The sequence below is a fragment of the Sphingorhabdus sp. genome (assembly GCF_046154385.1).
GTDB lineage: Bacteria > Pseudomonadota > Alphaproteobacteria > Sphingomonadales > Sphingomonadaceae > Sphingorhabdus_B.
On the sequence record NZ_JBJXFW010000049.1, the window covers coordinates 24,072 to 48,764 of the forward strand.

The following is a 24,693-nucleotide window of genomic DNA, read 5'->3' on the forward strand; positions in this document are numbered from 1 at the left end:
CTAGCGGACAGAACCCTTCAATAGCAGTTTCGGAACCAAAAACAGTGCCGCCACTAAGGGCCATTTTCGCTGCCACGGTTTGATTTCGATTTGCGTTCCCGCATGGCGGTTGATCTTCCATGCCAAATAATCGATCCCGCCTGCGTAGGTGAACGCAGCTTTTGCCAGCCGTGCCACAGTCAGGAACTTTCCATTGCGGCGAAGCGCGGGCCAGCGGTCGCGTTCCTGCATTATCCGGCATTGTGGATCGGCAAGAATGTGCACCTTGTCCCCGCGAATTTCGTTGGCAATCGGCGTATGTAGCAACGCGGCGTGACCGAAACGCGCATAACGGTCAGGGTCGAAATCGACAACTGAGGCGGGCCGGTCGTTGCGCTCGGCCCTCAACTCCGCATCATAGGTCATCCGGAAACCGGTTTGCCATAGGTCAAGTACATCGACCTCGCGCTCGGTAAATGCGAGAGCTGCGTTTAAAAGCGTCGGCGCTGCGCCCGAAATTGCGTTTGCTACCGATATGCAGGCCGCGTTATCTGCCGACCAGACCAACCGAGAGGGTTGGGCGAAACGGGCCCAAACAGATACGGCCGAAGCCGCCGGCCGGTTGAGGTCGTGGAAATCGGCTTCGCTCAACACCGCCACTTTTGCGACCAATCCGTCATGTTGGAACGGGAATACATTTGGCGGTAACCGATGGTTCCATGTTGCCAGCCATTTTCGGGTATAAGCGGCTTCATAACTGGACACTATCAGGTAGAAATCGAGCATCTGACCTTCCAGTTGTTCCGATCTCAGGCATGAACCGTAGAACAAGACCGCGCGCGCTGCGTTCGGATATTGGTGCGCGATATGCGCTGCAAAGGCCTGCACCTGGGGGTGTGCGGGGGTGGCCAATTCATCGGCGACAAGTTGGGTCAAAGAGTGCACGGCACTGCCCTAGCGATTTTCATACAGCTTTGTTAAGTGCGAAGATCAGGCTGCCAGTTTCAGGAATGGCACCGGTGGCGTTGAACGAAGCACAATGGGATTGCCGCGACTGGCTTCGAATACCTCACCATCCAGAACAACGCTGCTGTCGTCGCTGTCGATGCGGATCGTGTCGCCTTCCTGAAAATGCACTCCCGTCATTTTGCGCTGCCCCAATTTACCGCCGAGCGACGCGACGATCATTTTCAACATGGACCAGGGTCTCTGGTCGACCGCCAGAAATTTCATCAGTCCTTTGCGTGCGCCGCCAGCTTGCGCGCCAAGCAGCAATTTATCCAGTGTCGTTACGATCAGAACCGAAAATATACCCTGCAATTCGCCCTGACGGATAAACGATACACTGATCGGCTTCGCACGAGCCGGCAGAAAATCAGCTTTAAACCTGAAAATCGTCGAAAACAGCACTGCCATTGCCGCAAGAAAATGGCTCAGGCCATTAGGCAGGCCGAGCGGATAAATCTTGTTCCGGCAATATAGAATAGTTTCGGCAAGTCCCGCGCCGCCCAGGAACATACCCAACACCGGCCGAGCTCCCTCGCTACCATCGCTCAAGGCGATGAGCTCGCGGACCACAATGTGTTCGGTCAAATCACCTTTGGCGACCTCGACAATGCGGCTTAGGGCCACCAGCGGATCGCCTTCCGCACCGAGGTCGAGCGCGATCAAATTGGTTTTGCCATTGGGCAACACGGCCACCGGTGGCGGCGTTCCTTCGAAATGGCCGCCATGATAGAGCTCGGTGAGCGCGGATTGTACCGTCCCGTCGCCACCATTGACCACCAAAACCTTTGGCTTGACCCGCGCAATCATTTCCAACGCCTTGGCGATCTGGCCGATTTCTTCAACTTCATAATGGAATATGTCTGGATTGCGGGCACAATAGCAGCGTACCGTCGGCAACAGTGATCTGTTTCCGGTGGAATTTGGATTTGAAAGAAGCGCTACAAGTGCCAAACCGGGTCCGTTACAAATATTTCAGGTTGATGGTGATTTTGGTCACACCTGGCCCGGCCTGAAACGCGACCTTGCTGACAGATGGTTTTCCGAGATTCAGGATGCTGATACTCGGGTTATTGGAAAATCCGCCGCCATCCTGGCTTATGTCGGTTTTTCCGTTGCCATTGCGATCATGGCGCACCGCTATACCATATCGGCCTTCGGACGGGACGGGAACGCAGAAATTCATATTGCCGCTGTTGGCGCGGCTTTCAATGCGATGCAGCCACCGGCCCTTGGCCAACCAGGCGTTGCCGGTTGCGGGATAGGATTGAACGCGTATTTTTCCAGCAGATTCTTTGACACCACGCACCACGACGAGCACGGATGGACCTTTATCCGCCGCGCAGCGGGACATATCATTCCCGACTTCCTGACCAGCCACGGCCGTCCCGGCCCCCAAAGCGAGCACGGAAAACGCACATATCATAACAAACTTCATCATCTTCACACTCCTGGAACAGTATTTTTGGGCTGTGTGTTTTCCAGCGCCATCGATATTGCCCCTGAACCTGATACCGTCTATCGAGTGAGTTTGCGGCCAAATTAGGGTAATAGGGCGACCATAAGTTGAAATTTATAACCGCCACGGACCGCTACATCTTTCGATTGGTGATGTTACCCTTGCTGGCGACGCTGGCCATTGCCGCATCGCTGCTGCTGCTTGAAAAAATGTTGAGCCTGTTCGACTTCGTCGCGGCAGAAGGCGGTCCTGTCAGTGTCGTGTGGCGGATGCTTGCGAATCTTATCCCCGAATATCTTTCGCTGGGCATCCCGATTGGCCTGTTATTGGGCGTATTGCTGGCTTTCAGAAAGCTAGCGACCTCTTCAGAACTGGATATTTTTCGGGCCGTAGGGATGAGCTATTTCCGGCTTTTGCGCGTTCCGTTCATGTTCGCCATCACGCTGGCAATAGTGAATTTCGCGATTGTCGGCTTTGTTCAACCCAGTTCGCGTTATTTATACGAAGAATTGCGGTTTGAATTGCGATCCGGCGCTTTCGGCGCGAAAGTGCGGGTCGGCGAATTTAACAATGTTGGCGAAAATTTGACGATGCGGATCGAAGAAAGCCGCGACAATGGCAATCGGCTATCGGGGATGTTTGTCTACGCCAAAAGCAAAAATGGGCAGTCGATTGCCGTATCGGCCGAAAAAGGCCAGTTTTTGAGGACCGATGATCCTGATACTATTTTGCTGCGGTTGGAAAAAGGTACGCTGGTTCACGACGCACCCAATTACCAAACCCCGCGGGTGTTGAGTTTTAGCAGTCACGATGTGCCGATACCATTGCCCAAAATTGAAAGTTTCAGGGCGCGTGGTGGTAAGGATCGGGAATATATTTTTACCGAACTCATGCGGATTGGCAGTGATCCGGGCAAACCCGTGATGGAACGCAATAAAGCCTGGGCCAATTTCCATTTCCGCCTTGTCGAGGTCGCGATGATGCTCTTGTTGCCGTTTCTGGCGGTAGCACTTGCGGTGCCGCCAAAGCGATCCACTTCGGCGTTGGGCGTATTCCTGTCGATCATCATGGTGGTGACCTATCATAAGATCAATGAATATGCCGAAGGTGTCGGCGGAATGGGAGTCGTCGATCCGTTTATTGCGCTTTGGGTTCCGTTCCTGTTTTTCGCGGCGCTGATACTTTGGATGTACCATATCATCGCCGATGTGCCTGGCGGGCAACCGATAGGAGCGCTCGAAATATTCGCAAGCCGTGTCGGTATTTTCTTGCGCAAGACGTTCAATTTCCGAAGAAAATCGCGATTGGCAACCATCGGCATGGCCGAAGCGGAGACGTAATTCATGCATTTTTTTCCGTCCCGCAACATTACGATTTATATGGCAAAGCTTTTTGTCGTGCGTACTTTTGCTGTACTTGCAATGCTTGTTCTGATCTTGATGACGCTGGATCTTCTGGGCGAAAGCGGGAAGATTCTCTCGGTTCCCGGCAACGATCAGGGCGATGTGATGCGCTATGTCATGATGCGTGCGCCACAGATTATTGCGAGATTTTTGCCGTTTTCAGTTTTGCTGGGTACATTGATTGCCTTTGCAACCCTTAGCCAGCATAGCGAAGTAATCGCGATGAAAGCGGCAGGTCTTTCTGCGCATCAGATTTTGGCACCGATGTTTGTGGCAAGTCTGGCAATGGCCGGAATTTCCTTTGCATTTAATGATATTGTCGTCGCGCCCAACACCGCCCGGTTAAAGATTTGGCAGGCCGAAGATTATGGGCCGGTTCCCAAAGACACCGGAATAAAGGCCAATGTCTGGGTTCGTGAAGGTCCGGATTTGATAAATGCGGCGACAGTTACCGGCTCAGGGGCGCAAACACAGCTGGGCGATGTCAGCCTATATTTGCGGACCAATGGCAGCTTGCGTCAGGTGATAAGGGCGCGGGAAGCCCGATACACGGGGGCAGCATGGAAATTGGTCGACGTAACATCCTTCGACGTTGCCACAACAGAAGAACAGAAATTCGATACTCTGACCGTTGGCAGCGACATCAAGCCCGACCGGTTCAACTATGTGAAGGTGGATGGCGATAGCTTGGGTTTCTTTCCGTTGATGAACGCAATTGACGATTTGAAAGCTTCCGGGCGAAGGACTGATAATCTGGAAGGCATATTGTGGCATAAGCTTTCCGGTCCGCTTTCCACATTACTCATGCCATTGTTGGCTGCGGTCGCGGCATTTGGCTTGGCGCGTTCGGGTGCGCTTTTCTTGCGCGCCGTGATCGGCATGGCATTGGGCTTCGCCTATTTCGTTGCGGACAATTTTGCGCTCGCTATGGGGAATCTGGGTGCATATCCGCCGATAATTGCGGCGTGGGGTCCCTTTTTGCTTTTCTTCCTGATTGGGGAAACCGTGCTGGTCCGAACCGAAGAATGAGCATCGCGAAATGAGTGGGCCCATCGAAGATGCGCTGGTTCCGCCTGCGCCTGCCGTCAGCAATAATGAAGTTGCCAAGGGCGCGGGACTGGCCGCTATATCACGGTTAGGCGCGCTGATCGAAGTGATCGCCCAACCCGCTTACACATGGATGTTCGGGCTGACCGGTTATGGCGTCTATGTTGTTTTGTGGGCCGCCATAAACATTCTGGCGAACATCCTCGATCTGGCGATGGGACAGGCTTTGCAACGCATTGTGCCAGCCGACGAAGACGAAGGTCGCCAACATGGGGCTGTAAAATTCGCCCTGGCGACCGGCACCGGACTCGGCATGATTGCGGCATTAGCCATCACCTTGTCTGCAAACTGGCTGGCTGGATTTGTAGCGACCTCACCTGAAGACGCTGGCCAGATTCCACGTTCCATTGCGCTATTTGCGTGGAGTTTGCCGTTGTGGATATTCGTCGAAATTGCGACCGCGGCAGCACGCGCCAAACGCGCCTTTGGTCCCGAAATCCGTTTGCGTATATTTTGGGAACAGGTGGCCCGCCTGCTATTTGCAGCAGGTTTTTTTGTTGCCGGCTATGATCTGTTAGGCCTGTTATTGGGCCATATGCTGTCCCTTGCCGTCACCGCGATTTTGTCAGCGCAGTTGCTGGGACGTTATTACAATCTTCGATTGCTAGTCACAGCCCCATTGACGCCTGTAGTGCGTGGCCTGGTTCTTAAAGCTGGTATCGCAATGTTACCCCCGGCAATCGCGCGCAGGGCGTATAATGATTTGCCGCCGATCTTGCTGAACCTGATGGTGCCCGGTGCGGCGGGTGCAACAGCGGCCGGGCTATACGGCATCGCCCGTAAAATCGCCTCGATTCCCCTTATCGTGCGCCAGTCATTTCTGTATGTTTTGTCGCCGCTGGCTTCATCACAGGCTTCGGTTGATCGTGGCGCTCTGTTGCCAATGTATCGCTTCTCGACCCATATGTCGGTTTTACTCGCGGTGCCCTTGGCAGGTTTTATGATCCTGATTGCTTCGGATATGTTAAGCGGATTTGCTCCAGGCGCTGCTGCTGCTTTGCCGGTGTTGGCGGTTTTGCTCGCGGCGCGCGCGGGCGAGGCAGTAATCGGCCCGGCGACTCCTATTGTGGAGATGATCGGACATCGGGCACTTCCTTTGTTGAATTCGACAATTGGTCTGGCTTTATGGCTTGTGCTCGCCATGTGGCTGGTTCCACTTCACGGCGCGTTGGGGATGGCGATTTCCGTTTCGGTCGCGGTCGTGGTAACCGCGTGGGCGGCGGTGGTCGAATTGCGGATTAGCGACCAGCTCAATCCGTTTGGCAAAGGATTTTTCCGGGCGCTTTTGGCGGGCCTGTCAATCATCGGGCTTTTGTGGGCGGTGGGCGAAGCGCTCACTCCATTCGGCGCCCGTGTCCGTGCAATTTCGCTATTCGTCCTGTTCTGGCCATCCTTGTGGTTCGGATTGCGTTTCGGTTTGGATGAATCTGACAAATCTTCGTTGGGGAAACTTGGCCAGAAGCTCCGGCTCTAATGTCAGGACATATTGACAGAAAGTCCATTCGGAATCAGACAATGGCCATGACAGATATCATCATTCGACCCGTTACAACAAAAGCTGACAAGAAAGCCTTTGTTGACTTACCTTATCGTTTATATGCCCGCGATCCCAATTGGGTGCCGCCGTTGAAGGATGAGGTTTATGGCCTGATTACTCCGGGTAAAAACCCTTGGTTCGAACATGGCGAAGCGGAATTATTTCTGGCCGAAAGGAACGGCCAAATCGTCGGCCGTATTTCGGCGCACATCGACCATCTTGCATTACAGCAGCCGCCGGAACAGGGAATGGGGCCCGGCTGCGGCAATTGGGGTTTGTTTGAAGCCGAAGATGCTGATGTTGCGGCGGCGTTGATTGCGCGGGCGGAGAATGCTTTACGGGCGAAGGGCATGACGCGTTCCCTAGGGCCAATCAGCCTTGCGATGTGGGATGAACCCGGTCTGTTGGTCGAAGGATTTGACGAGCCACCGGTGGTCATGATGGGTTTTAACAGCGCCACATATGCCGATTGGGTTTTGACGGCGGGCTATGTAGCCGTGCAGGATTTGATAACTTACGATTTGCCAATCGACAAAGGCTTGCCCGAACTTGCGAGCCGCATTGTCGCTATGGGCGAACGATCGGATAAAATCCGGATACGACGCGTCGATAAAAGAAATTTCGATGAAGAAGCAGCTCTTCTGATGCGCTTGTTGAATGACGCATGGAGCAATAACTGGGGGTTTGTTCCGCTCACGGATGCCGAAATCGCATATGCCGGCAAAAAGCTGAAGCCCATCGTATATGAAGATCTGATCCGGGTAGCCGAGGTGGATGGTGAGCCTGTGGCGTTCATGATGACGATCCCCGATCTGAACGAAAAATTGCGGGGTTTCGGCGGAAATTTGTGGCCTTTTAACTGGGCCAAGTTGCTGTGGTGGCTGCGAAAGCCGAAAGTCACCACAATGCGAGTGCCGCTTATGGGGGTTACCAAGCGGTTGCAATCCAGCCGTATGGCCAGCCAGTTGGCGTTTATGCTGGTGGAATATATCCGGCGCGATTCGGTCGAGAAATTCGGGGCCGTGCGTGGGGATTTTGGTTGGGTGCTCGCCAGCAACAGCGCCATGCGTTCCGTTGGCGAAGCCGTCGGTGGCACCGTGAACAAGGTTTACCGCATTTACGAAAAGCAACTTTAGAACGGATTTATCCCGGCTTTTGCTTCGCCTTATGCGCCGCGATGTCGGCGTCGAGCGTCGCGATACGGACGCGTTCAGGGGAATCCTTGGGTAGGCCTTTTAACCGCGCGGTTGCCCAAAGGCTGCGACGTTCGGATTCGAGGGCTTTCAGGTAGAGATCGGCCATGTGGATGCCCTAGGCGCTAAAGTTCAGGAGGTAAATGCCGGTGCGCCGATAATCGCGGTTGCAGGCAGGGTGCCATAGATATGCGGGAATAAGGCCCCCCCGCGCGACACCTCCCACTTCACCAGATCGCCCAGCGCCAGAAGGTCAATTTCGGCAATCACCAGTCCTGTCTGTCCGGCAAAATGTTTGTCGAGCGTGGCTTGCAACTGGTCGGCGGCGGACAAATGGATATAGCCATCGGCCAGATCGACTGGCGCGCCATGAAAAACGCCATCGGCCTGAAACTGGGACCATTGGTCGGCCGTGAAAATTTTGAAGGCGGTTTCGGGCATCGGGGGTCCTGCTGGGTAACGGGGGTGGTTGCGTTGTCGGGATGACCCCCTAAACTAAATCCCATGTGCAATCACTACGCAAATAACCCCGACGCGCAGGCGCTTTTGCAGACATGGCGCGAATATATTTCGTGGAGCCTGACCGACACGATCCCACCGCGCGCAGCCGAGCTGGAGGACGAGATTTGGCCCCGGCGCGAAGCAGCCGTGGTGCGGCAGGATATTGCGGCCGGTGGGGCGGTGGTTGATGTGATGACGTGGGGCGTGCCGCTGCCGCTGCCGGGCAAGCGGCCGGGGACGACGGTGACGAAGCACGTCACAAATGTCCGCAATCTTGCCAGCCCCTTCTGGCGGTCGATGCTGACAAAGCCGGAACAGCGCTGCCTTGTGCCCTTCACCCGCTTTGCCGAGCCGAAAATGGGGCAGGGGCGGGCGGAGCACTGGTTTACGGTCACCGACCGCCCGGTTGCCGCCTTTGCCGGGATATGGCGCCTGGTGGGTGGGGCGACGACGGGAGGGGTGTCGTCGCCCGAGGGGAAAAAGATGTTCGCCTTCCTGACCTGCGCGCCTAACCCGCTGGTCGCACCGCTGCATCCCAAAGCGATGCCGGTTATCTTGCACGAGGCGGATTACCATAAGTGGCTGACGGCGGAATGGGACGAAGCCGCGCCGTTGGTCGCCCCGTTTCCGAGTCAGTTGATGACCGCGGATTAACGAGTCCTATTTCTGCATGGTCTCGGTAATTGTTGCGTACAACATGGCAATAGCGAATGCAGACACCATGCCGGTGAACAGGGCGACGAAGGGAATTTGAAATACGTCCATGACAGGCTCCTTGTGTTGTTGAATGAGAGATAGAACCGCCCGCCGTCCGGTTCCTTGATCTGGGTCAAAAAAGAGGCAATTCATTTTAGAGCGGCATTAGCCAAATCTTGACTTCCTCATGCGCAATGTCGGCGCATGAGGAATTCCGCGAAACGACCATTAACCGGCTTACGCGATCTACAGCCGATACTCATGCTCGCCCCTATGCTGAGTGCCGCCATGTTCTGGGGCGTGTGGACCTTGTCCGCACCTGAGGCACAGGCGGCGATAGTCACGGACCGTGAACGCGCATCTTTCACCCTCTGTGGTGAGGGCCCACGCATCAACTGCATCGTCGATGGCGACACTTTATATTATCAGGGCGTCAAGATCCGTATCGCAGATATCGACACACCCGAAACCAACCCGCCCCGCTGCGCGCAAGAGGCCAGTCTTGGCAAGGCCGCGACGCAGAGGTTGTTACAGCTCGCCAATGCGGCCCCATTCACCCTGCAGGGCATCGACCGTGACGAGGACCGCTATGGCCGCAAGCTGCGCGTGCTGACGCGCGGGGGCCAGAGTCTGGGCCGCGTTCTGGTCGATGAAGGCCTCGCCCGCTGGTATCAGGGCGGCCGCCGCCCCTGGTGCTGAGGCTCACCAATTGGGAAAGGGAAAGGATACCTGCGAATTGAACTCGCCGATTTTATAGCTCGCGCCTTCGCAGACCGGCGTCACTTCCTGCGGTGTCAACGTGCCACTCGAGACCAAAGTGGCCTTGCCTTTGCCAGCAGGGGTCAGCGTGATGGTGACCCCGCCCAAATTTGCGCTGCCCGCCTTGTCGATCGGCAGTTCGATGCGGTTTTCCTTGCGTCGGCCGATGCCCGCGCCCCAGTACCACATTTGTACGGATTTGCCGGACATGCCCGAAACCTCTATCTTGCGTGACGCGGGATAGCTGTCGAGTGGCCCGCCGGCCTTGGCACCGGCAACCGGCGGTGGTGCATTGTCCGTCCATCCGATTTGCGGGCTAAGCGGCATGTCGAGCCGAGAATAGCTCAGACCCATATTCCCGCTTTTCGGCCGCCAGGCATTGTCATATTTGCCGTCATCGTCACGATCTTCAAGGCAGATCCAGCGATAATGCCCTTCGCCGGTCGCCCCGCCGAACAATCCATTTTGCCAGCCAATGGAACAATGCCGGTCAACCCCGCCCAGCCCGCGCCAGATCGTGATGGGTGATCCGGCGGCGAGCGGTACCGCCTTTGACAGCGACTTGCCCTTTTCATCGAGCAGGTTGATATCGTCCGTCAGATAGCGCTTTGCAGGCGTGATCGCATATTCCTCTTGCGCGATGATCAATCCCTTGCGCGCCAGCGTCGCGGTGGTCAGATATTCCTGCGCCGCGGTGGTGGGCTTGTTCATTACCAAAGCCCAGCTTTGCACAGGCGCGCCATAGGGTCCGAAAGGCCCGCTCCAGCAATTCTCGTCCGCAACCGCCGCCGCCGGAATGCTCACCAGCAACCCGGACATTATGATTTTCCGCATAGGACTTTCTCCGCTGTTTTGCCGAAGCTACCTAATCTGGTTTTATCCTGCAAGCATCCAACCACCAGCGAGCGCGGCGGCGAACACCTGAAAGATCGCCATCTGGCGGAGATTGCTGGAGAAGGGTTGCTTGCGGGTCTTGTGCCGGAACACCGCGCGGCCGGTGTAAGCGCCGATGGTGCCGCCCAGAAGCGCCCAGGCAAGCAACGTCCCCTCAGACACGCGCCATGTGCCTTCTTCGGCGCGGATCTTGTCGAGGCCGAACAGCATGAATGTCCAGATGTTGACCAGCGCGAAAGCGGCGAGTGCGTTGGGGACGGTGAGGAGGGTAGTGATGTCCATTCGATTATTCCTTAACTCCCCTCTCCCCTTTAGGGGAGAGGATACGAAGCCTTATTGCGAGAGCAATTAGGCGAAGTTGGAGAGGGGAGAGTTCGCGTGCAAACCCCTCAGCTCAAACCTCACCGCCCAACCCCTCTCCGCTGCGACTAGGCGGCAAGCCGCCAAGTCTCGCACCTCTCCCCTGAAGGAGAGAGGGGGCATTAGTTCCCGTAATATGGCTCACACGCAACGCCGTCGTCATCGCGGTCGAGATGCTGGGCGTAACCCGGCTGTCCGCGAAGCAAAGGCGCCTTTCCGGCGGCGCGCCATCGGAGCAATAGCGGTAATAAACCGACTGCTCGGTAAAGCGCATCGCGGTCTTTTCCTCCTCCGACTGGATGGGGAAATTATAGACGGCGATAAAGGTCAGGATCGCCAAAGGGGCAATGGATTTCAGGGTCGAGTCGCGTGCCATCCAAGGAGGATGACAGGGGGTGGTTAAGAGCTACTTACATGTGCGACTTATCAGCACAGATTCACCGACATCTGCGAATAAACACATTAGGATTTGAATCCAAATAGTCTGCAACCTAAAATTTTATGGCCTCCCTGTTCCTGATGGAAAAGAAATGTACCCGTTCCGTCTGCCGTGACCTGATCGGATACAGCGGCAAATTCGTTGGTACCCATTGCAAATGACCCCGAACCAGTTGTCGCACCGCCAAATAAAAAGCGGACTACACCACCTGGGACCTCTTGCTGGCACAACGCGAGATATCTAAGTCCTGACGTGGTTTTAAATGTAAGACCAGCTCGACTTCCGATGCCTGGATTGCCATTTGAGTTCGGTCCCAATGCGATTGATCCTGTCGTAGTGTCTGCTGCATCCCACATTATTGGATCGGCAGAATTGAGCGACAACGAAGAATCGATGGGTCTGTTTGGTGTCACGCTTTCTGCTGTAATTAAGACTAAATCAGCAGTGGAAATCTTGGCTAAGTTGACGGCCTTCATAAAGGCTTCAGCCTCAACTGCCTTTGAAATGGGTTTTTTGGGATTAGCCTCACCGCCCTTGCATCCGGTCATAGCCGCGATGACAAATGCCACATAGAAAAGAACGCGCATATCTGCTCCTTCGTTATGGTTATTGTAGTCATAGCTCTTAGGGCGAGCTGAGGCGAGTCTTTAGAAGCTGACTGGAAAAAGAAGACGGTCGACTTTTGTTTTTTGAAAAATGACACCCTCGCGGATTATTACTATCAGCGGAAATAGGTTCAGATCAAGTTTTCAAATTTCTTGATGGGAACTGTCGGCTATTTCACTCTAGTTTACCGTGGTGCCCATAAACCGCTATTGTCATACTCTGAACATCTAGGTCGTCCAAATGATTGCCATAAGATATCTAATATTGGTCTGGCAATATCGTCGATCGATTCAGTTGACATCGAATCTTCTATCCAAACCTCTGGAAGAATGAGATTCGACCGGTCTGCCATTGCAGCTCCTCGACTATAAAAACGCTCACCTAAAACAAATTCATATTCAGCAACATTTAAAATTGCAGTATTCAGAATAGCTGGCCCGTAAAGATCAAATTTCTTCGCTGCATTTAAAAATTTGCCAACGGACTCTCTAAAAAACGTTGCGATAGTAGTTGAGGGTATCAACTTCCTGTCGCTCATGATTGCGCCACCAGTTCGATAAGCCTCAATTACACCCGTTCGATGAACCTGAGTAAAAGCTCCTACTTCCGAAGACAAATCTCCGTCATGCACGACCAATCCATCAAGGTTGTAAGTACATGACGCACCTCCCCAATCGGAAAACATAAAGTCTGAGAAATGTTCATGTGCTTCGTTCATCGATATCATCTGACGGCCAGTCATCGATGCGATGGGTATAAACTGGATCAAGCAGACCGGGCCATTCCTAATTGGCTTCCAAGTATCGCCATTCGAGGTTGATTCCCATCGTTCCTTCCATGTTGTGCGAGCACGGTCTGCCAATGATGCCGTACGATCAAATGCACCACGCAATTGGGTATACGTCAATTCGCTTGTATGAGTTCCGTTCCTAATCACAAACTTACTGCTTCCATTGGAAGTAAACCGATGCGGACCGTCAAAAGATGCAGGCACACGCAACGATAATGTATAGCCATCTTCACAAAGGATTGATGTAAATTGAATTCCCGATATGCGAGGTTCAATTCCCGATTCAATGATCTGCCCTAATCGTCTAATGGCGTGATCACTCTCCTCATCGGTAATGGGGCAGATAGCGCCAGCTTTTCCGGATTTCTCAAGAATGCCGTAAATTAGGTACCCGCCTTCACAATTGGCAAAAGCGCATACATCTTTCAGAAATTCAGAACGACTTCTCTCGTCTCGGCCAGGCAAAATTTTCTTGAAATCAAGATATTTTGATTCCGCAACGCCGTCGCTAACGAGCTCCTTTATTCCTCTTTCGCTGAGTTCTAGGCGGAATGAATTACTCATTTTCTAATCATTAAGTGATTGCCCGCACCTACTCCGCCGCAACCCCCGCCTGTTCAAACATATCCACGCCATCATTCTCGGCGGCCGGCTCAATGCCGATGATCTTCTTCTTACGGTTGTCGAAGCTGTTCCATACTTGGCCCCAATCGCCGCGGGTGCTGGCCTTGCTGTACTCGGTCGCGCGGGTTTCGAAGAAGTTGGCGTGCTCGACACCGTTCAGCAATGGCGCGAGCCATGGCAGCGGGTGGTCTTCGACCATGTAGATCGCGGGCAGGCCAAGCTGGCCCAGGCGCCAGTCGGCGATGTAGCGGATATAGCGCTTGATTTCTTTCGCGGTCATGCCGGGAACGGGGCCCATTTCGAACGCGAGGTCGATGAAGCTGTCTTCCAGACGGACGACCTTCTGGCAGCAATCGATGATGTCTTCCTTGACGGCCTTGGTCAGGCATCCGCGCTCCGCACAGAATGCGTGGAACAGCTTGGTGATGCCTTCGCAGTGGAGCGATTCATCGCGGACGGACCAGCTGACGATCTGTCCCATGCCCTTCATCTTGTTGAAGCGCGGGAAGTTCATCAGCATGGCAAAGGATGCGAACAGCTGCAGCCCTTCGGTAAAGCCGCCGAACATGGCGAGCGTGCGGGCGATGTCTTCGTCGCTGTCGACGCCAAACTGGTGGATATAATCAACCTTGGCGGCCATTTCCTCATATTCGAGGAAGGCGCTATATTCGCTTTCGGGCATGCCGATGGTGTCGAGCAAGTGGCTGTACGCCGCGATGTGGACGGTTTCCATGTTGGAAAAAGCGGTCAGCATCATCTTGATTTCGGTCGGTTTGAACACGCGGCCGTAATTTTCGTGGTAGCAATTCTGCACCTCGATATCGGCCTGTGTGAAGAAACGGAAGATCTGCGTCAGCAGGTTGCGTTCATGATCGGACAGCTTCTGCGCCCAATCGCGGCAATCCTCACCCAAGGGCACCTCTTCTGGCAACCAGTGGATCTGCTGCTGGCGTTTCCAGAAGTCATAGGCCCATGGATATTCGAAAGGCTTGTAGCTGTTACGGGCTTCTAAAAGTGACATCGGTCGGTTCCTCTTGGCTAATTCTTATATCATAGGGTGCGCTGGGTGCACAATGCCCCGGCGTGGTAGGTGAACAGGCGGCTGGCGAACCGCGGCGACAGTTTTAGCAAGCCGCGGCGCATCACCATTTTCGCAGCAGCAGCGGGCGCGCTGCTCGTGAACTGGTGGATATTTCGGCTATGGTCGAACAGATGCATCGCACCGACATTCAATCCTCCAGTCGCCAACGTCAGCACAAAGCTTTCGGGCGTGTAGGCATTGATATGCCCGATATCGAGCGTGGTCTGCATATTGGCCTCGCTCGTGCGCAGGTTTAGCTCGCACGGCACTTCGAGATAGATCGGGCCTTTGGCAACGCGCGCCAGTTCGACGAGAAAGCCGCGCTCGTCGGGGACATGTTCGAGGACATGGCTGGCGAATACCAGATCGAAGCTGTTGTCGGCATAAGGCAGGCGCACGCCGTCAAAGCTGTCGAGCTGGAGCGCACCTGTGGCGTAGGTACCGCTCAAATTGTTTCCTCGATGTGCCTCGGGGTCTGCAACATCGACGCCGCGATGGTCGTTGCCGATGCCAAGCGCCTTGACCGCGGCAAGGACATCGCCGGTACCGCAGCCGACTTCGAGGACTGAGCCGATATTGGCGGCCTTCGTCCCAAGCAACGTCGCCAGATTGGCTGCCTTGTCTGCCGCCCCTAGTTGCCGCCAGCACAGCATTCGCGCGTCATATTCGCCTTCATAATGGGCATTGTGTTCGCTGACGCGGAATTGCGGTACATCAAAGGCTACGTTCCGGCTCTTGTCGCGCACCGCATTGCTGCGCGCAGCGTCGCTGTTCGGCGCAGTGCTAGCAGGGGCAGCGGCTTGAGTCATGAATTGTGGTTCCTCGGAAGGGTTTTACGGCTCCTGCGTCACGCGAGAGGCGCTTAGTTTATTGGCAGGCCAGACACTCTTCATAATCCGTCTGTTCGCCTGCGGTCAGTTCGATCTTGGGCGCTTCGGCGGTATTGTCCGCTTCGACGCCACCGGCAAAACCGGCGCGCTGGATGCTCTTTGAACGCAGATAATATAGCGACTTCACGCCCAGTTCCCACGCGCGGAAGTGGAGCATGAGCAGGTCCCATTTTTCCACGTCGGCAGGGATATAGAGGTTCAGCGAAGTTGCCTGGTCGATATAAGGCGTGCGGTCGGCGGCGAGTTCGATCAGCCAGCGTTGATCGATTTCGAAGCTGGTCTTGAACGTGTCCTTTTCCTCTGGTGTGAGGAAATCGAGATGCTGAACCGAGCCGCCCTTTTCGAGGATGCTGGTCCAGACGTTCGTGCTGTCCTTGGCCTTCGCCTGAAGCAGCTTTTCGAGATAGGGGTTCTTGACGACGAAGCTGCCCGACAGCGTTTTGTGCGTGTAGATGTTCGCCGGGATCGGTTCGATGCACGCCGATGTGCCGCCGCAGATGATGCTGATCGATGCGGTCGGCGCGATCGCCATCTTGCAGCTGAACCGTTCCATCACGCCCATTTCTTCGGCATCGGGGCAGGCACCGCGTTCGTTGGCGAGCATCATCGATGCCTCGTCCACCTGAGCGCGGATATGCTTGAAGAACTTCATGTTCCAAGATTTGGCGAGCGCGCTTTCAAAGCCGACGCCGCGTGACTGCAGGAAGCTGTGATAGCCCATGACGCCGAGGCCGACCGAGCGTTCGCGCGCGGCAGAGTATTTCGCACGGGCCATTTCATCGGGCGCGCGGTCGATGAAGTCCTGCAACACATTGTCGAGCATGCGCATCACGTCTTCGATGAATTGCTTGTCGACGCTCCACTCATCCCATGTTTCAAGGTTGAGCGAGGAGAGGCAGCAGACCGCGGTGCGGTCATTACCCAGATGGTCGCGACCGGTAGGCAAGGTGATTTCGCTGCACAGGTTGGAGGTCGAAACCTTCAGCCCAAGGTCGCGGTGATGCTTGGGCATCGCGTTGTTCACGGTGTCGGAAAAGATGATATACGGCTCGCCGGTGGCAAGGCGGGTTTCGACCAGCTTCTGGAACAGGCTGCGCGCATCGATGGTGCTGCGCACTTCGCCGGTTTTGGGCGAACGCAGGTTGAATTCGTCGCCCGAGCGGACGGCTTCCATGAATTCGTCGGTCAGCAGCACGCCGTGGTGCAGGTTCAGCGCCTTGCGGTTGAAATCGCCCGATGGTTTGCGGATTTCGAGGAACTCCTCGATTTCAGGGTGCGATACGTCAAGATAGCACGCAGCCGATCCACGACGCAGCGAACCCTGGCTGATGGCGAGGGTGAGGCTGTCCATCACGCGGACGAAGGGAATGATGCCGCTGGTCTTGCCGTTGAGGCCGACAGGTTCGCCAATGCCGCGCACGCTGCCCCAATAGGTGCCGATGCCGCCGCCGCGTGACGCGAGCCAGACATTCTCGTTCCAGGTGTTGACGATGCCTTCGAGGCTGTCGTCCACCGAGTTTAGGTAGCACGAAATCGGCAGGCCACGACCGGTGCCGCCATTCGACAGAACCGGCGTTGCGGGCATGAACCACAATTTCGAGATATAATCATACAGCCGCTGGGCATGGTCCTGATTATCGGCATATGCCGCCGCGACGCGGGCAAACAGATCCTGATAGCTTTCGCCCGGCAACAGATAGCGGTCCTGAAGCGTTTCTTTGCCGAATTCCGTCAGCAACGCGTCGCGCGATGAATCGGTCACGATGTTGAATCGACGCACATCGACAGATTTGCTGGACGCAGGCTTTTTGGCCGCGGCCGCTGGCTTTGCCGTTTCTTCTGCCTTTGCTTCGGTTTCCAATGTTACTTTATCGAGCACATCCGTTGTTCCTGTGTCTATTGCGTCGGCCCCTTGGCCCATATCCCTGAAATCCATCTGACCCTGTTGCTCCATTCCATTTGCGGCACTGTCGCAGCGCGGGAAATACCCACGCGCCAGGCCGGCCCGTTACACTCTGACGAAAACTACGTTCCCGTCTTGTTCGACTCAGGGCACGAAAGCCCTTATTAGCATTATTTGGGCCGCGAAGGGGACTAAATTCGACTTGTCCCCAGCTTATCGACGGAAAAATATTCCCCATCGGCAGAATCATGTCCTGCAGCTTTAAGCACAATCTGTGGTAATGCCCCCCAAGGCCAACCGCTACCTATAGTGCCTTATTCATTTTCAGACGCAAGAGGGTAAATGGTAAATTTACCATTCCATTCGTCGCTATTGTGATTCCGTTCGTCGCACCTCGCATGGTGCCAAAGGGGAGCGACGCGTGGATCCGCTAAGCGTTTTTTCGCGCGCAAGATGGAAAATAGCGGTCGAAAAATATTTCTGCCATTCGGGTCTAATTGGTTGAAACTGGCGGGACCGGCGTTAGGGGCAATGGGGTGTGATCATCGAACGGGGCCCAATCATGACTGTACTCATCCGCCAAAGCGATCTGATCGAAAGCGTCGCCGATGCGTTGCAATATATCAGCTATTTTCATCCCATGGACTATATCCGTGCGCTGGGCGACGCCTATGAATCGGAACAGTCTCCTGCGGCGAAGGATGCCATTGCCCAGATACTGACCAACAGCCGCATGTGCGCCGAAGGGCATAGGCCGATCTGTCAGGATACAGGGATCGTCAATGTGTTTGTCAAATGGGGCATGGATTGCCGCTTAGATGAAAGCTCGAAATCCTTGCAGGACGTGGTCGACGAAGGGGTGCGCCGCGCCTATCTGCATCCCGAAAACAAGCTGCGCGCGTCAGTTTTGGCGGACCCGGCCTTTACCCGTCGCAATACCAAGGACAACACGCCGTGCGTGTTGCACGTCGAAATGGTGACCGGCGGCAAGGTCAGTGTAGATGTCGCGGCAAAAGGCGGCGGCAGCGAGAATAAGTCGAAGTTCAAGATGATGAATCCGTCCGACAATATTGTCGACTGGGTGGTTGAAATGCTGCCCCAGATGGGCGCTGGCTGGTGCCCGCCCGGAATGCTGGGCATCGGCATTGGCGGTACGGCGGAACATTGCGTGCTGCTCGCCAAACAGGCATTGATGGAACCGATCGACATGGGACCCTTGAAAGCACGCGGCCCCCAAAATGATATTGAAGCCATGCGGATCGAGATTTTCGACAAGGTCAACGCACTGGGTATCGGCGCGCAGGGGCTTGGCGGACTGTCGACGATATTGGACGTGAAAATCATGGATGCGCCCTGCCATGCGGCGGGTAAGCCTGTGGCGATGATCCCCAATTGCGCCGCCACCCGCCACGCGCATTTCACGCTTGATGGGTCGGGACCGGCCTATCTGGAAGCGCCTAAGCTTGACGAATGGCCAAAGGTGGACTGGAAACCCGATGCGGCCGCGAAACGCGTCGACCTCGACACGCTGACCGCTGCCGATGTGCAGGGATGGAAACAGGGTGACCGGCTGTTGCTGAACGGCAAGATGCTGACCGGACGCGACGCGGCCCACAAGCGGATTGCCGACATGCTGGCGAAGGGTGAGGAGCTGCCGGTCAGTTTCAAGGGGCGAATGATCTATTATGTGGGCCCCGTTGACCCGGTAGGCGAAGAAATTGTCGGCCCCGCGGGGCCCACCACGGCGACGCGGATGGACAAATTCATGGACATGATGCTGGAACAGGGCCTGCTGGCTTGCGTCGGCAAGGCCGAGCGTGGTCCGGCAGCAACGCAAGCGATTGCCAAGCACAAGAGCGCTTATCTGATGGCGGTGGGCGGTGCGGCCTATCTGGTTGCGCGTGCGATCAAGGGCAGCAAGGTCGTCGGTTTTGAAGATCTCGGCATGGAAGCGATCTACGAATTTGACGTGCAGGATTTCCCGGTGACCGTTGCCGTCGATAGCGAAGGCAACAATGTGCACCAGCTTGCACCAGCGTTGTGGCAGAAGCGGATCAAGGACGAAGGATTATTGGCGGGGGTTTGATTCGTGGACCCCGAAGAATCGAATGCGCTGTTTCAGGATATCCGTTCACTGGCGCTGCGCTACCGCAACGCAACGGGAAAGCCATTGGGTGTCACCGGTGAATTGGCAGAGTTAGCGGCATCGCAGATATTGGGCGTTGAACTTGCGCCTGCACGGACAGCTGGATTCGATGGGTGGTTGGTGCGTGGCGGCGATCGGCTCCGCGTGCAAATCAAAGGGAGGGCAGTCCCTTGGGCAACACGATATGTCGGGCGGTGCCCCGCAATAAAATGCGGTGATCAGTTTGACATTGTTCTTTTGATTTTAGTCGACAACCAAACAATGCAACCCCGTGAAATTTGGGAGGCGGATGAGAAAGACATCGTTGCCCGATTAAGTGTTCCGGGGAGCAGGTCGCGCAATGAACGCCATTCTATGGGCATCAGCCAATTCAAGTCCATTGCAAGACTGATTTGGTCGGACACGCCCTGATCTCAAGCCATTTCGCTCGTTCGCTCTTCTTTTGGCACAAGAGCCAAAATCACAACTCCATTTCTGGACACCTCAAATCGCTCACCCATTTCGGCGCGTTCGACGAATGCGATGGCATCGGCCTCGAGTTCTTCGATTGTAATTTGCGTCCAAACCGTCATCTTTAAAAGATAGGCGGCCAGCAAAAGTGACGCAAGATCCTTGTTTACCGCCCTTGCATCTGCGCGTCGATTTGGGCCTGGATTTCGGGTGGCAGGCCTTGTGGTGCGCCACTGGCTTGTCCGCCACGCGGGGCGCCGCCGCCCTGTTGCTTTTGCATTTCCTGCATCTGGCGCTGCATTGCGTCAACTTCGGCGCGGGATTTAAATTCGAGCAGGTCGACGTCAAAAATCAATTCGCTCCCGCCGGGAATAGCGACTTCGCCGGTTTGGGGATTGCGCTGGTCTTCGGGGCCATAGCCAAGACTTGCCGGAATCCACAGCCGGTATTGTCCGCCGCGCTGCATGATCTTCAGGCCTTCGGAAAATCCGGGAACCACGCCATTTACCGGCAGGGCCGCTTGCGGATTTTGGTCAAAAATCTTCCCGTCTTTCAAACGGCCGGTATATTTTATCAGCACCACATCATTGTCGGTCGGTGATTTGCCTTCACCTGCTTTCAGGATTTTGTAACGCAAACCTGATTCGGTTGTCACGACATCACCAAATTCCTGACGCACATCGCTGGTTCCCCAATATGCCAGACCACCACCGGCCGCCAGCACCAGGGCAACGCCAATCCATAATTTGGTCAATGACCCTTTTTTAATCGGCAAGATGGGAACGGCAGTTACGGTCATTATGAAATTCCTGATCGCTATGGTTTGTGCGCTGACTAGCAGAAAGTGCGTCGGTTTCCAGACACAAAAAAAGCGCCTGTGCGGCGCTTTCCCTGTACCATATTAACAACGCTTATTTCGCGCCGTCACGTTCTTGCTGCTTGCGCTCCATCTTGCGGGCACGACGGACAGCAGCGGCCTTTTCACGGGCGCGCTTTTCCGAAGGCTTTTCGAAATGGCGACGCAGTTTCATTTCGCGATACACGCCTTCACGCTGCAGCTTCTTTTTCAGCGCGCGTAGGGCTTGGTCAACATTGTTATCGCGAACCATGATTTGCATAAAAAACTTCACTCCGAATCGAATCGGCAAAATTGGCGGAAAACAGGCCAAAAATGCGGTAAAAATGAAAAATGCCGCAACACAGCTGCGGCGTATTGAGGCGCGCCTTAGCTTCGCTTTTAAGATAATTCAAGTATAAACAGGCGGAAATGGCTGGACTTGCCCCATTCCCTGTTTCATTTCATCGTATAACGCATTCGGGAATCAAAAGAGAGGATGGACCTATGGCAACGCAGCTAAAGGCAAATAGCAGTTATAGCGAGGCTGAATGGACGGCACGGCAAGAGCTCGCAGCCTGTTACCGCATTTTTGCGATGTTCGGTTGGGATGAACTGGTTTTCAATCACATCACCGTCAAGGTGCCGGATGAGGAAGGCGCCTTCCTTATCAATCCTTATGGGATGCATTTTGGTGAAATCACCGCATCCAGCCTGATTAAAATCGATATCGACGGGAACAAGCTGGATGTCGATAATCCATGGCATGTGAACAAGGCCGGATTTGTCCAGCACAGCCTGTTCCACCGCACATTGCCCGATGCCCATGCCATCATCCACACCCACACGACCGCCACCGTGGCCGTATGTTCACTCGAAGGCGGGTTGCAGCCGGTGAATTTCTATGCCTGCAATTTCATGGGGCAGTTGGCCTATCATGATTTTGAAGGCGTGACGGTACGCGAAGAAGAGGGCGTGCGTCTGGTCGAACATCTGGGTGAAAAGCGCATTTTGATGCTTCGTAATCACGGGCCGGTCGTGATGGGCAAGACCTTGCCTGACGCATTTATCAAATATTGGGCATTGCAGCGTGCGTGCGAACATCAAATGGCGACCATGCAAATGGGCCAACCGATCATGGTATCGCAAGACGTCATCGCTGTGCATCAACGCGACCTTTATATGGCGTCGCCCCCCGGTGGTTCCGGCCGGGTCGAATTTGACGCGATGGTCCGCAAGGTCGACCGGATCGACAAAAGCTGGCGGGATTGAATGACTCTGACCCTCCCCCAGCCCCTCCCGCAAGCGGGAGGGGAGCGCGACACCCTCCCCCGGCCCCTCCCGCAAGCGGGAGGGGAGTTGATGAAATCAATAGTCCCCCTCCCGCTTGCGGGAGGGGTTAGGGGAGGGTAACATGATAATATGCGGCTCTTTCATACCCATCCTTCGGCAGGACCGGCGCTTTGACCAAATTCACCGTTAACGATCGCCCAGTGCAATATAAAATGGACCCGCAAACGCCATTGCTTTGGGCGTTGCGCGATGCATCCAACCTGACCGGGACCAAATATGGGTGCGGCACGGGCGATTGCGGGGCCTGCATATTGGAAATTGACGGCGAAGCGATCCGTTCGTGTCTCGTCACCATAGCCGAGGCCGAGGGCCGGTTTGTCACCACGATTGAAGGCCTGAGCCGCGACCGCAGCCATCCGTTGCAGCAGGCCTTTGTCGCGGGCAATGTCCCGCAGTGCGGTTTTTGCATTACCGGCATCATCATGGCAGCATCTGTGCTTTTGAAAAAGAACAACAATCCGACAGATGAAGAAATCAATGCGGCGATTACCAATTTGTGCCGATGCGGCATCTATCCCCGTTTGCGCGACGCCATCAAGCGCGCAGGCCGCGTGATGCGGGGCGAAGAACGCATAGCCGCCGCGCCGCCGCCGGGGATTACACCCGAAGATGCCGCACGGGCGGTGCCCGCGTTGACCGTGACGGAGTAGGTAGGCGGGTTCTGTAGTATGCGGCGTTGAGGACAGTCCCCAAGGGGACAGTCCCCGTAAAGCGCAACCTAGGGCAGTCCCCAAGGGGACAGTCCCCGTAAAGCGCAACCTTGGGGACTGTCCCCTTACCACGGCGCAGCCTCTGAACACTGTCCGCGTCTAATTCACCCCTCCAGCTCGATATCCCAATAGAGCCAGTCGTGCCATGTTTCATGCAGATGATTTGGCGGGAATGCGCGGCCACGATCTTGCAATTGCCAGCTCGTCGGACGGATCGCAGCCATATTGAGTTGCATATGCGCTTGTTTCGGCGTGCGGCCACCCTTTTTCAGATTGCACGAAAGGCAGGCGGTCGTGACATTTTCCCAACTTGTAATACCGCCCAACCGGCGCGGGACGACATGATCAAAAGTTAGGTTATCGCCCGAACCGCAATATTGGCATTCAAACTTGTCCCGCAGGAACAGGTTGAACCTGGTGAAAGCAGGATATTCCGACGGTTTGACATATTGACGCAGGGCAATGACCGAAGGAATCTTGATGTCGAGGCTCGGGCTGTGGACGTGGCGGTCATAGCTTGAAACGACATCGACCTTATCCAGAAACACCGCCTTAATGGCGGTCTGCCACGGCCAGAGGCTCAGCGGATAATAGCTGAGCGGGGTATAATCTGCATTGAGCACCAGCGATGGGCAATTTTCCGGATGCCTTGCCCTTCCTGCCGCTTCGAACGTTCCGGTATGCAACATAAGTCAGACCTTCTCCCCCTGTTGTCATACATGCTTTAAGCCTAAGAGCGTTACAGCATTTTGACATTTGACAACCTATTTGCACATATTGTGACGTCAAGAGGGCAAAAGCACATAATATGGTATTTCTACCGCGATCAGGAAAAAAGCATCGGGTAAAGACACGAACGCGGTTCGCGCCGAGCCCCAATGGAGCATTGCATCTGGGTCACGCTTTTTCGGCGCTGTGCGCGCATGATTTCGCCCATAGCAATGACGGCGATTTTATTGTGCGGATCGAGGATATCGACGGAACGCGCAGTCGACCGGACCATATCAGCGGTATATTGGCTGATTTGGCCTGGCTTGAATTGAATCCGGATGCGCCGGTGCAATATCAATCCGCCCATATCGGGCGTTATAAATCGGCCTTGGAAAAGCTCGCTGCCCTTGACCTTTTGTATAAATGTACCTGTACCCGCGGAGATATTTCGGCCGCTTTGAAAAATGCGCCGGTGTTGCACGGGCCGGATGGACCGCAATATCCCGGAACATGTCGCAACCTTTCTATCGAAGCGAATAGCGGATTTTGCTGGCGAATGGATATGGGCAAGGCGGTTGCGCTGGTCGGTCCATTGCGATGGAATGATCTGGTGGCGGGGGATCAGTTTGCCGACCCGGTGCAATTTGGCGATGTCATTTTGTGGCGGAAAGACGCGCCGGCGTCCTATCATCTGGCGGCTACCGTTGATGATGCGTTGGATGGCATCACCCATGTCGTGCGCGGACGCGACCTATTTGCGTACACAGGCATTCACCGCCTGTTGCAGGCTCTGTTGGATTTTCCAGAGCCGGTTTACTGGCATCACCCGCTCATTCTCGACGGTGAAGGCCAGAAACTTTCGAAAAGCAAATCAGCCCCGGCTCTATCAATTCAAAGGCTTGCAGGAGGCGACGGGCGACATCTTATCAATAATTTGCGGCAGGGGGTTCTGCCCCTTGGCATTTCGCTGTCCGATACCTAAATAAGCTTCAGCCGAGTCAACAAAATAAGGTTTTCGAACAATGACTATAGTATTGGTGCTCCTTATTATCGGTGGTGCAGGTGCTGTAGCATTTGCGTTAATCCGCGGGTTACATGCGTTTGCAAATATGCGGCCGACGGAACTGGACAAAGACGGCATCCCGCAATCACTCGCCCTGCAAAACAAGATGATGTTTTCGCGCGTCAAATGGCAGGCCATTACTGTGATGCTGGTGGTTGTTCTGCTGCTCGTGGCTGGCTCGCAATAAGCGAGTGCGGCT

The 24,693-nt window shown here is 55.1% G+C and carries 29 protein-coding genes; 12 read left to right on the forward strand and 17 right to left on the reverse strand.

Translation table 11 applies throughout. From position 1 onward, the window contains the following. Genes ACKVOS_RS10835 through ACKVOS_RS10845 form a run of 3 tightly spaced genes read right to left on the reverse strand, consistent with a single transcriptional unit; the run spans nucleotide 1 to nucleotide 2,425 of the window. Entirely contained in the window at nucleotides 1-924 is a 924-nt protein-coding gene (locus tag ACKVOS_RS10835; protein WP_409212019.1) for a hypothetical protein, read from the reverse strand. A 45-nt stretch (nucleotides 925-969) separates the two neighbouring features. Beyond that, a complete protein-coding gene (locus tag ACKVOS_RS10840) occupies nucleotides 970-1,938 on the reverse strand; it encodes a diacylglycerol/lipid kinase family protein (protein WP_409212020.1) in 969 nt (322 codons plus the stop codon). A 10-nt stretch (nucleotides 1,939-1,948) separates the two neighbouring features. Continuing rightward, on the reverse strand, nucleotides 1,949-2,425 hold the full coding sequence (locus ACKVOS_RS10845; RefSeq protein WP_409212021.1) for a DUF2141 domain-containing protein: 477 nt from the start codon (nucleotides 2,423-2,425) through the stop codon (nucleotides 1,949-1,951). A 125-nt stretch (nucleotides 2,426-2,550) separates the two neighbouring features. Here ACKVOS_RS10845 and lptF point away from each other — a divergent pair, with 125 nt between their 5' ends. From lptF to ACKVOS_RS10865, 4 genes are read left to right on the forward strand one after another with little or no spacing between them, the layout of a single operon-like run. Beyond that, a complete protein-coding gene (gene lptF / locus ACKVOS_RS10850; RefSeq protein WP_409212022.1) occupies nucleotides 2,551-3,783 on the forward strand; it encodes an LPS export ABC transporter permease LptF in 1,233 nt (410 codons plus the stop codon). Between the two features lie 39 nt (nucleotides 3,784-3,822). Then, entirely contained in the window at nucleotides 3,823-4,875 is a 1,053-nt protein-coding gene (gene lptG, locus ACKVOS_RS10855) for an LPS export ABC transporter permease LptG (RefSeq protein ID WP_409212023.1), read from the forward strand. Between the two features lie 10 nt (nucleotides 4,876-4,885). Further along, entirely contained in the window at nucleotides 4,886-6,427 is a 1,542-nt protein-coding gene (locus tag ACKVOS_RS10860; protein WP_409212024.1) for a lipopolysaccharide biosynthesis protein, read from the forward strand. A 41-nt stretch (nucleotides 6,428-6,468) separates the two neighbouring features. Beyond that, nucleotides 6,469-7,626 carry an N-acetyltransferase gene (locus tag ACKVOS_RS10865; protein WP_409212025.1) on the forward strand — a complete coding sequence of 386 codons (1,158 nt, stop codon included), beginning with the start codon at nucleotides 6,469-6,471 and terminating at the stop codon, nucleotides 7,624-7,626. Nucleotides 7,627-7,633: 7 nt separating this feature from the next. Here ACKVOS_RS10865 and ACKVOS_RS10870 read toward each other — a convergent pair whose 3' ends face one another. After that, on the reverse strand, nucleotides 7,634-7,792 hold the full coding sequence (locus tag ACKVOS_RS10870) for a hypothetical protein (protein WP_409212026.1): 159 nt from the start codon (nucleotides 7,790-7,792) through the stop codon (nucleotides 7,634-7,636). Nucleotides 7,793-7,815: 23 nt separating this feature from the next. Further along, entirely contained in the window at nucleotides 7,816-8,124 is a 309-nt protein-coding gene (locus ACKVOS_RS10875; RefSeq protein ID WP_409212027.1) for a DUF952 domain-containing protein, read from the reverse strand. Nucleotides 8,125-8,187: 63 nt separating this feature from the next. Between ACKVOS_RS10875 and ACKVOS_RS10880 the strand changes: the two genes are divergently transcribed. Further along, nucleotides 8,188-8,838: an SOS response-associated peptidase family protein gene (locus tag ACKVOS_RS10880; protein WP_409212028.1), complete on the forward strand. Its 651-nt coding sequence runs from the start codon at nucleotides 8,188-8,190 to the stop codon at nucleotides 8,836-8,838. A 246-nt stretch (nucleotides 8,839-9,084) separates the two neighbouring features. After that, a complete protein-coding gene (locus ACKVOS_RS10885; protein WP_409212029.1) occupies nucleotides 9,085-9,579 on the forward strand; it encodes a thermonuclease family protein in 495 nt (164 codons plus the stop codon). 3 nt (nucleotides 9,580-9,582) lie between these two features. Here ACKVOS_RS10885 and ACKVOS_RS10890 read toward each other — a convergent pair whose 3' ends face one another. The 8 genes from ACKVOS_RS10890 to ACKVOS_RS10925 all read right to left on the reverse strand — a co-directional run bounded on the left by ACKVOS_RS10890 (nucleotide 9,583) and on the right by ACKVOS_RS10925 (nucleotide 17,259). Next, nucleotides 9,583-10,473, reverse strand: a complete 891-nt coding sequence (locus ACKVOS_RS10890) for a hypothetical protein (protein ID WP_409212030.1) — start codon at nucleotides 10,471-10,473, stop codon at nucleotides 9,583-9,585. A 42-nt stretch (nucleotides 10,474-10,515) separates the two neighbouring features. Beyond that, nucleotides 10,516-10,815, reverse strand: coding sequence for a DUF1294 domain-containing protein (locus ACKVOS_RS10895; protein WP_409212031.1), 300 nt, complete (start codon nucleotides 10,813-10,815; stop codon nucleotides 10,516-10,518). 200 nt (nucleotides 10,816-11,015) lie between these two features. Continuing rightward, nucleotides 11,016-11,132, reverse strand: a complete 117-nt coding sequence (locus ACKVOS_RS10900; RefSeq protein WP_409212032.1) for an excalibur calcium-binding domain-containing protein — start codon at nucleotides 11,130-11,132, stop codon at nucleotides 11,016-11,018. Nucleotides 11,133-11,355: 223 nt separating this feature from the next. Beyond that, nucleotides 11,356-11,919 (reverse strand): hypothetical protein, encoded by a 564-nt coding sequence (locus tag ACKVOS_RS10905; RefSeq protein WP_409212033.1) that lies wholly within the window; start codon nucleotides 11,917-11,919, stop codon nucleotides 11,356-11,358. A 203-nt stretch (nucleotides 11,920-12,122) separates the two neighbouring features. Beyond that, nucleotides 12,123-13,292 carry a helix-turn-helix domain-containing protein gene (locus ACKVOS_RS10910; RefSeq protein ID WP_409212034.1) on the reverse strand — a complete coding sequence of 390 codons (1,170 nt, stop codon included), beginning with the start codon at nucleotides 13,290-13,292 and terminating at the stop codon, nucleotides 12,123-12,125. Nucleotides 13,293-13,320: 28 nt separating this feature from the next. Then, entirely contained in the window at nucleotides 13,321-14,373 is a 1,053-nt protein-coding gene (locus ACKVOS_RS10915) for a ribonucleotide-diphosphate reductase subunit beta (protein WP_373475954.1), read from the reverse strand. Between the two features lie 29 nt (nucleotides 14,374-14,402). Continuing rightward, nucleotides 14,403-15,242, reverse strand: coding sequence for a class I SAM-dependent methyltransferase (locus ACKVOS_RS10920; protein ID WP_409212035.1), 840 nt, complete (start codon nucleotides 15,240-15,242; stop codon nucleotides 14,403-14,405). A 58-nt stretch (nucleotides 15,243-15,300) separates the two neighbouring features. Then, the gene (locus ACKVOS_RS10925; RefSeq protein WP_409212036.1) at nucleotides 15,301-17,259 is read right to left on the reverse strand and encodes a ribonucleoside-diphosphate reductase subunit alpha; all 1,959 of its coding nucleotides are present in this window, start codon (nucleotides 17,257-17,259) and stop codon (nucleotides 15,301-15,303) included. A gap of 529 nt (nucleotides 17,260-17,788) precedes the next feature. Between ACKVOS_RS10925 and ACKVOS_RS10930 the strand changes: the two genes are divergently transcribed. After that, nucleotides 17,789-19,312 carry a fumarate hydratase gene (locus ACKVOS_RS10930; protein WP_409212037.1) on the forward strand — a complete coding sequence of 508 codons (1,524 nt, stop codon included), beginning with the start codon at nucleotides 17,789-17,791 and terminating at the stop codon, nucleotides 19,310-19,312. Between the two features lie 3 nt (nucleotides 19,313-19,315). Continuing rightward, the gene (locus ACKVOS_RS10935) at nucleotides 19,316-19,783 is read left to right on the forward strand and encodes a hypothetical protein (RefSeq protein ID WP_409212038.1); all 468 of its coding nucleotides are present in this window, start codon (nucleotides 19,316-19,318) and stop codon (nucleotides 19,781-19,783) included. A 2-nt stretch (nucleotides 19,784-19,785) separates the two neighbouring features. Here ACKVOS_RS10935 and ACKVOS_RS10940 read toward each other — a convergent pair whose 3' ends face one another. The 3 genes from ACKVOS_RS10940 to rpsU all read right to left on the reverse strand — a co-directional run bounded on the left by ACKVOS_RS10940 (nucleotide 19,786) and on the right by rpsU (nucleotide 20,940). Next, entirely contained in the window at nucleotides 19,786-19,944 is a 159-nt protein-coding gene (locus tag ACKVOS_RS10940) for a hypothetical protein (protein ID WP_409212039.1), read from the reverse strand. Between the two features lie 44 nt (nucleotides 19,945-19,988). Next, the gene (locus ACKVOS_RS10945; protein ID WP_409212040.1) at nucleotides 19,989-20,621 is read right to left on the reverse strand and encodes an FKBP-type peptidyl-prolyl cis-trans isomerase; all 633 of its coding nucleotides are present in this window, start codon (nucleotides 20,619-20,621) and stop codon (nucleotides 19,989-19,991) included. A gap of 112 nt (nucleotides 20,622-20,733) precedes the next feature. Further along, the gene (rpsU, locus tag ACKVOS_RS10950; RefSeq protein ID WP_125231027.1) at nucleotides 20,734-20,940 is read right to left on the reverse strand and encodes a 30S ribosomal protein S21; all 207 of its coding nucleotides are present in this window, start codon (nucleotides 20,938-20,940) and stop codon (nucleotides 20,734-20,736) included. Nucleotides 20,941-21,164: 224 nt separating this feature from the next. On the opposite strand from rpsU, the gene ACKVOS_RS10955 reads away from it, so the two are divergent. Together ACKVOS_RS10955 and ACKVOS_RS10960 are read left to right on the forward strand one after the other, a co-directional pair. Continuing rightward, a complete protein-coding gene (locus tag ACKVOS_RS10955; RefSeq protein ID WP_409212041.1) occupies nucleotides 21,165-21,929 on the forward strand; it encodes a class II aldolase/adducin family protein in 765 nt (254 codons plus the stop codon). 191 nt (nucleotides 21,930-22,120) lie between these two features. After that, entirely contained in the window at nucleotides 22,121-22,660 is a 540-nt protein-coding gene (locus ACKVOS_RS10960) for a (2Fe-2S)-binding protein (RefSeq protein ID WP_409212042.1), read from the forward strand. A 164-nt stretch (nucleotides 22,661-22,824) separates the two neighbouring features. On the opposite strand, the gene ACKVOS_RS10965 is transcribed toward ACKVOS_RS10960, so the two are convergent. Next, entirely contained in the window at nucleotides 22,825-23,409 is a 585-nt protein-coding gene (locus ACKVOS_RS10965; RefSeq protein ID WP_160353739.1) for an HNH endonuclease, read from the reverse strand. Between the two features lie 119 nt (nucleotides 23,410-23,528). Here ACKVOS_RS10965 and gluQRS point away from each other — a divergent pair, with 119 nt between their 5' ends. Both gluQRS and ACKVOS_RS10975 read left to right on the forward strand, forming a co-directional pair. Beyond that, the gene (gene gluQRS, locus ACKVOS_RS10970) at nucleotides 23,529-24,413 is read left to right on the forward strand and encodes a tRNA glutamyl-Q(34) synthetase GluQRS (protein WP_409212043.1); all 885 of its coding nucleotides are present in this window, start codon (nucleotides 23,529-23,531) and stop codon (nucleotides 24,411-24,413) included. Nucleotides 24,414-24,453: 40 nt separating this feature from the next. Next, nucleotides 24,454-24,681 (forward strand): HIG1 domain-containing protein, encoded by a 228-nt coding sequence (locus tag ACKVOS_RS10975; protein WP_409212044.1) that lies wholly within the window; start codon nucleotides 24,454-24,456, stop codon nucleotides 24,679-24,681. Nucleotides 24,682-24,693 lie beyond the last annotated feature (12 nt).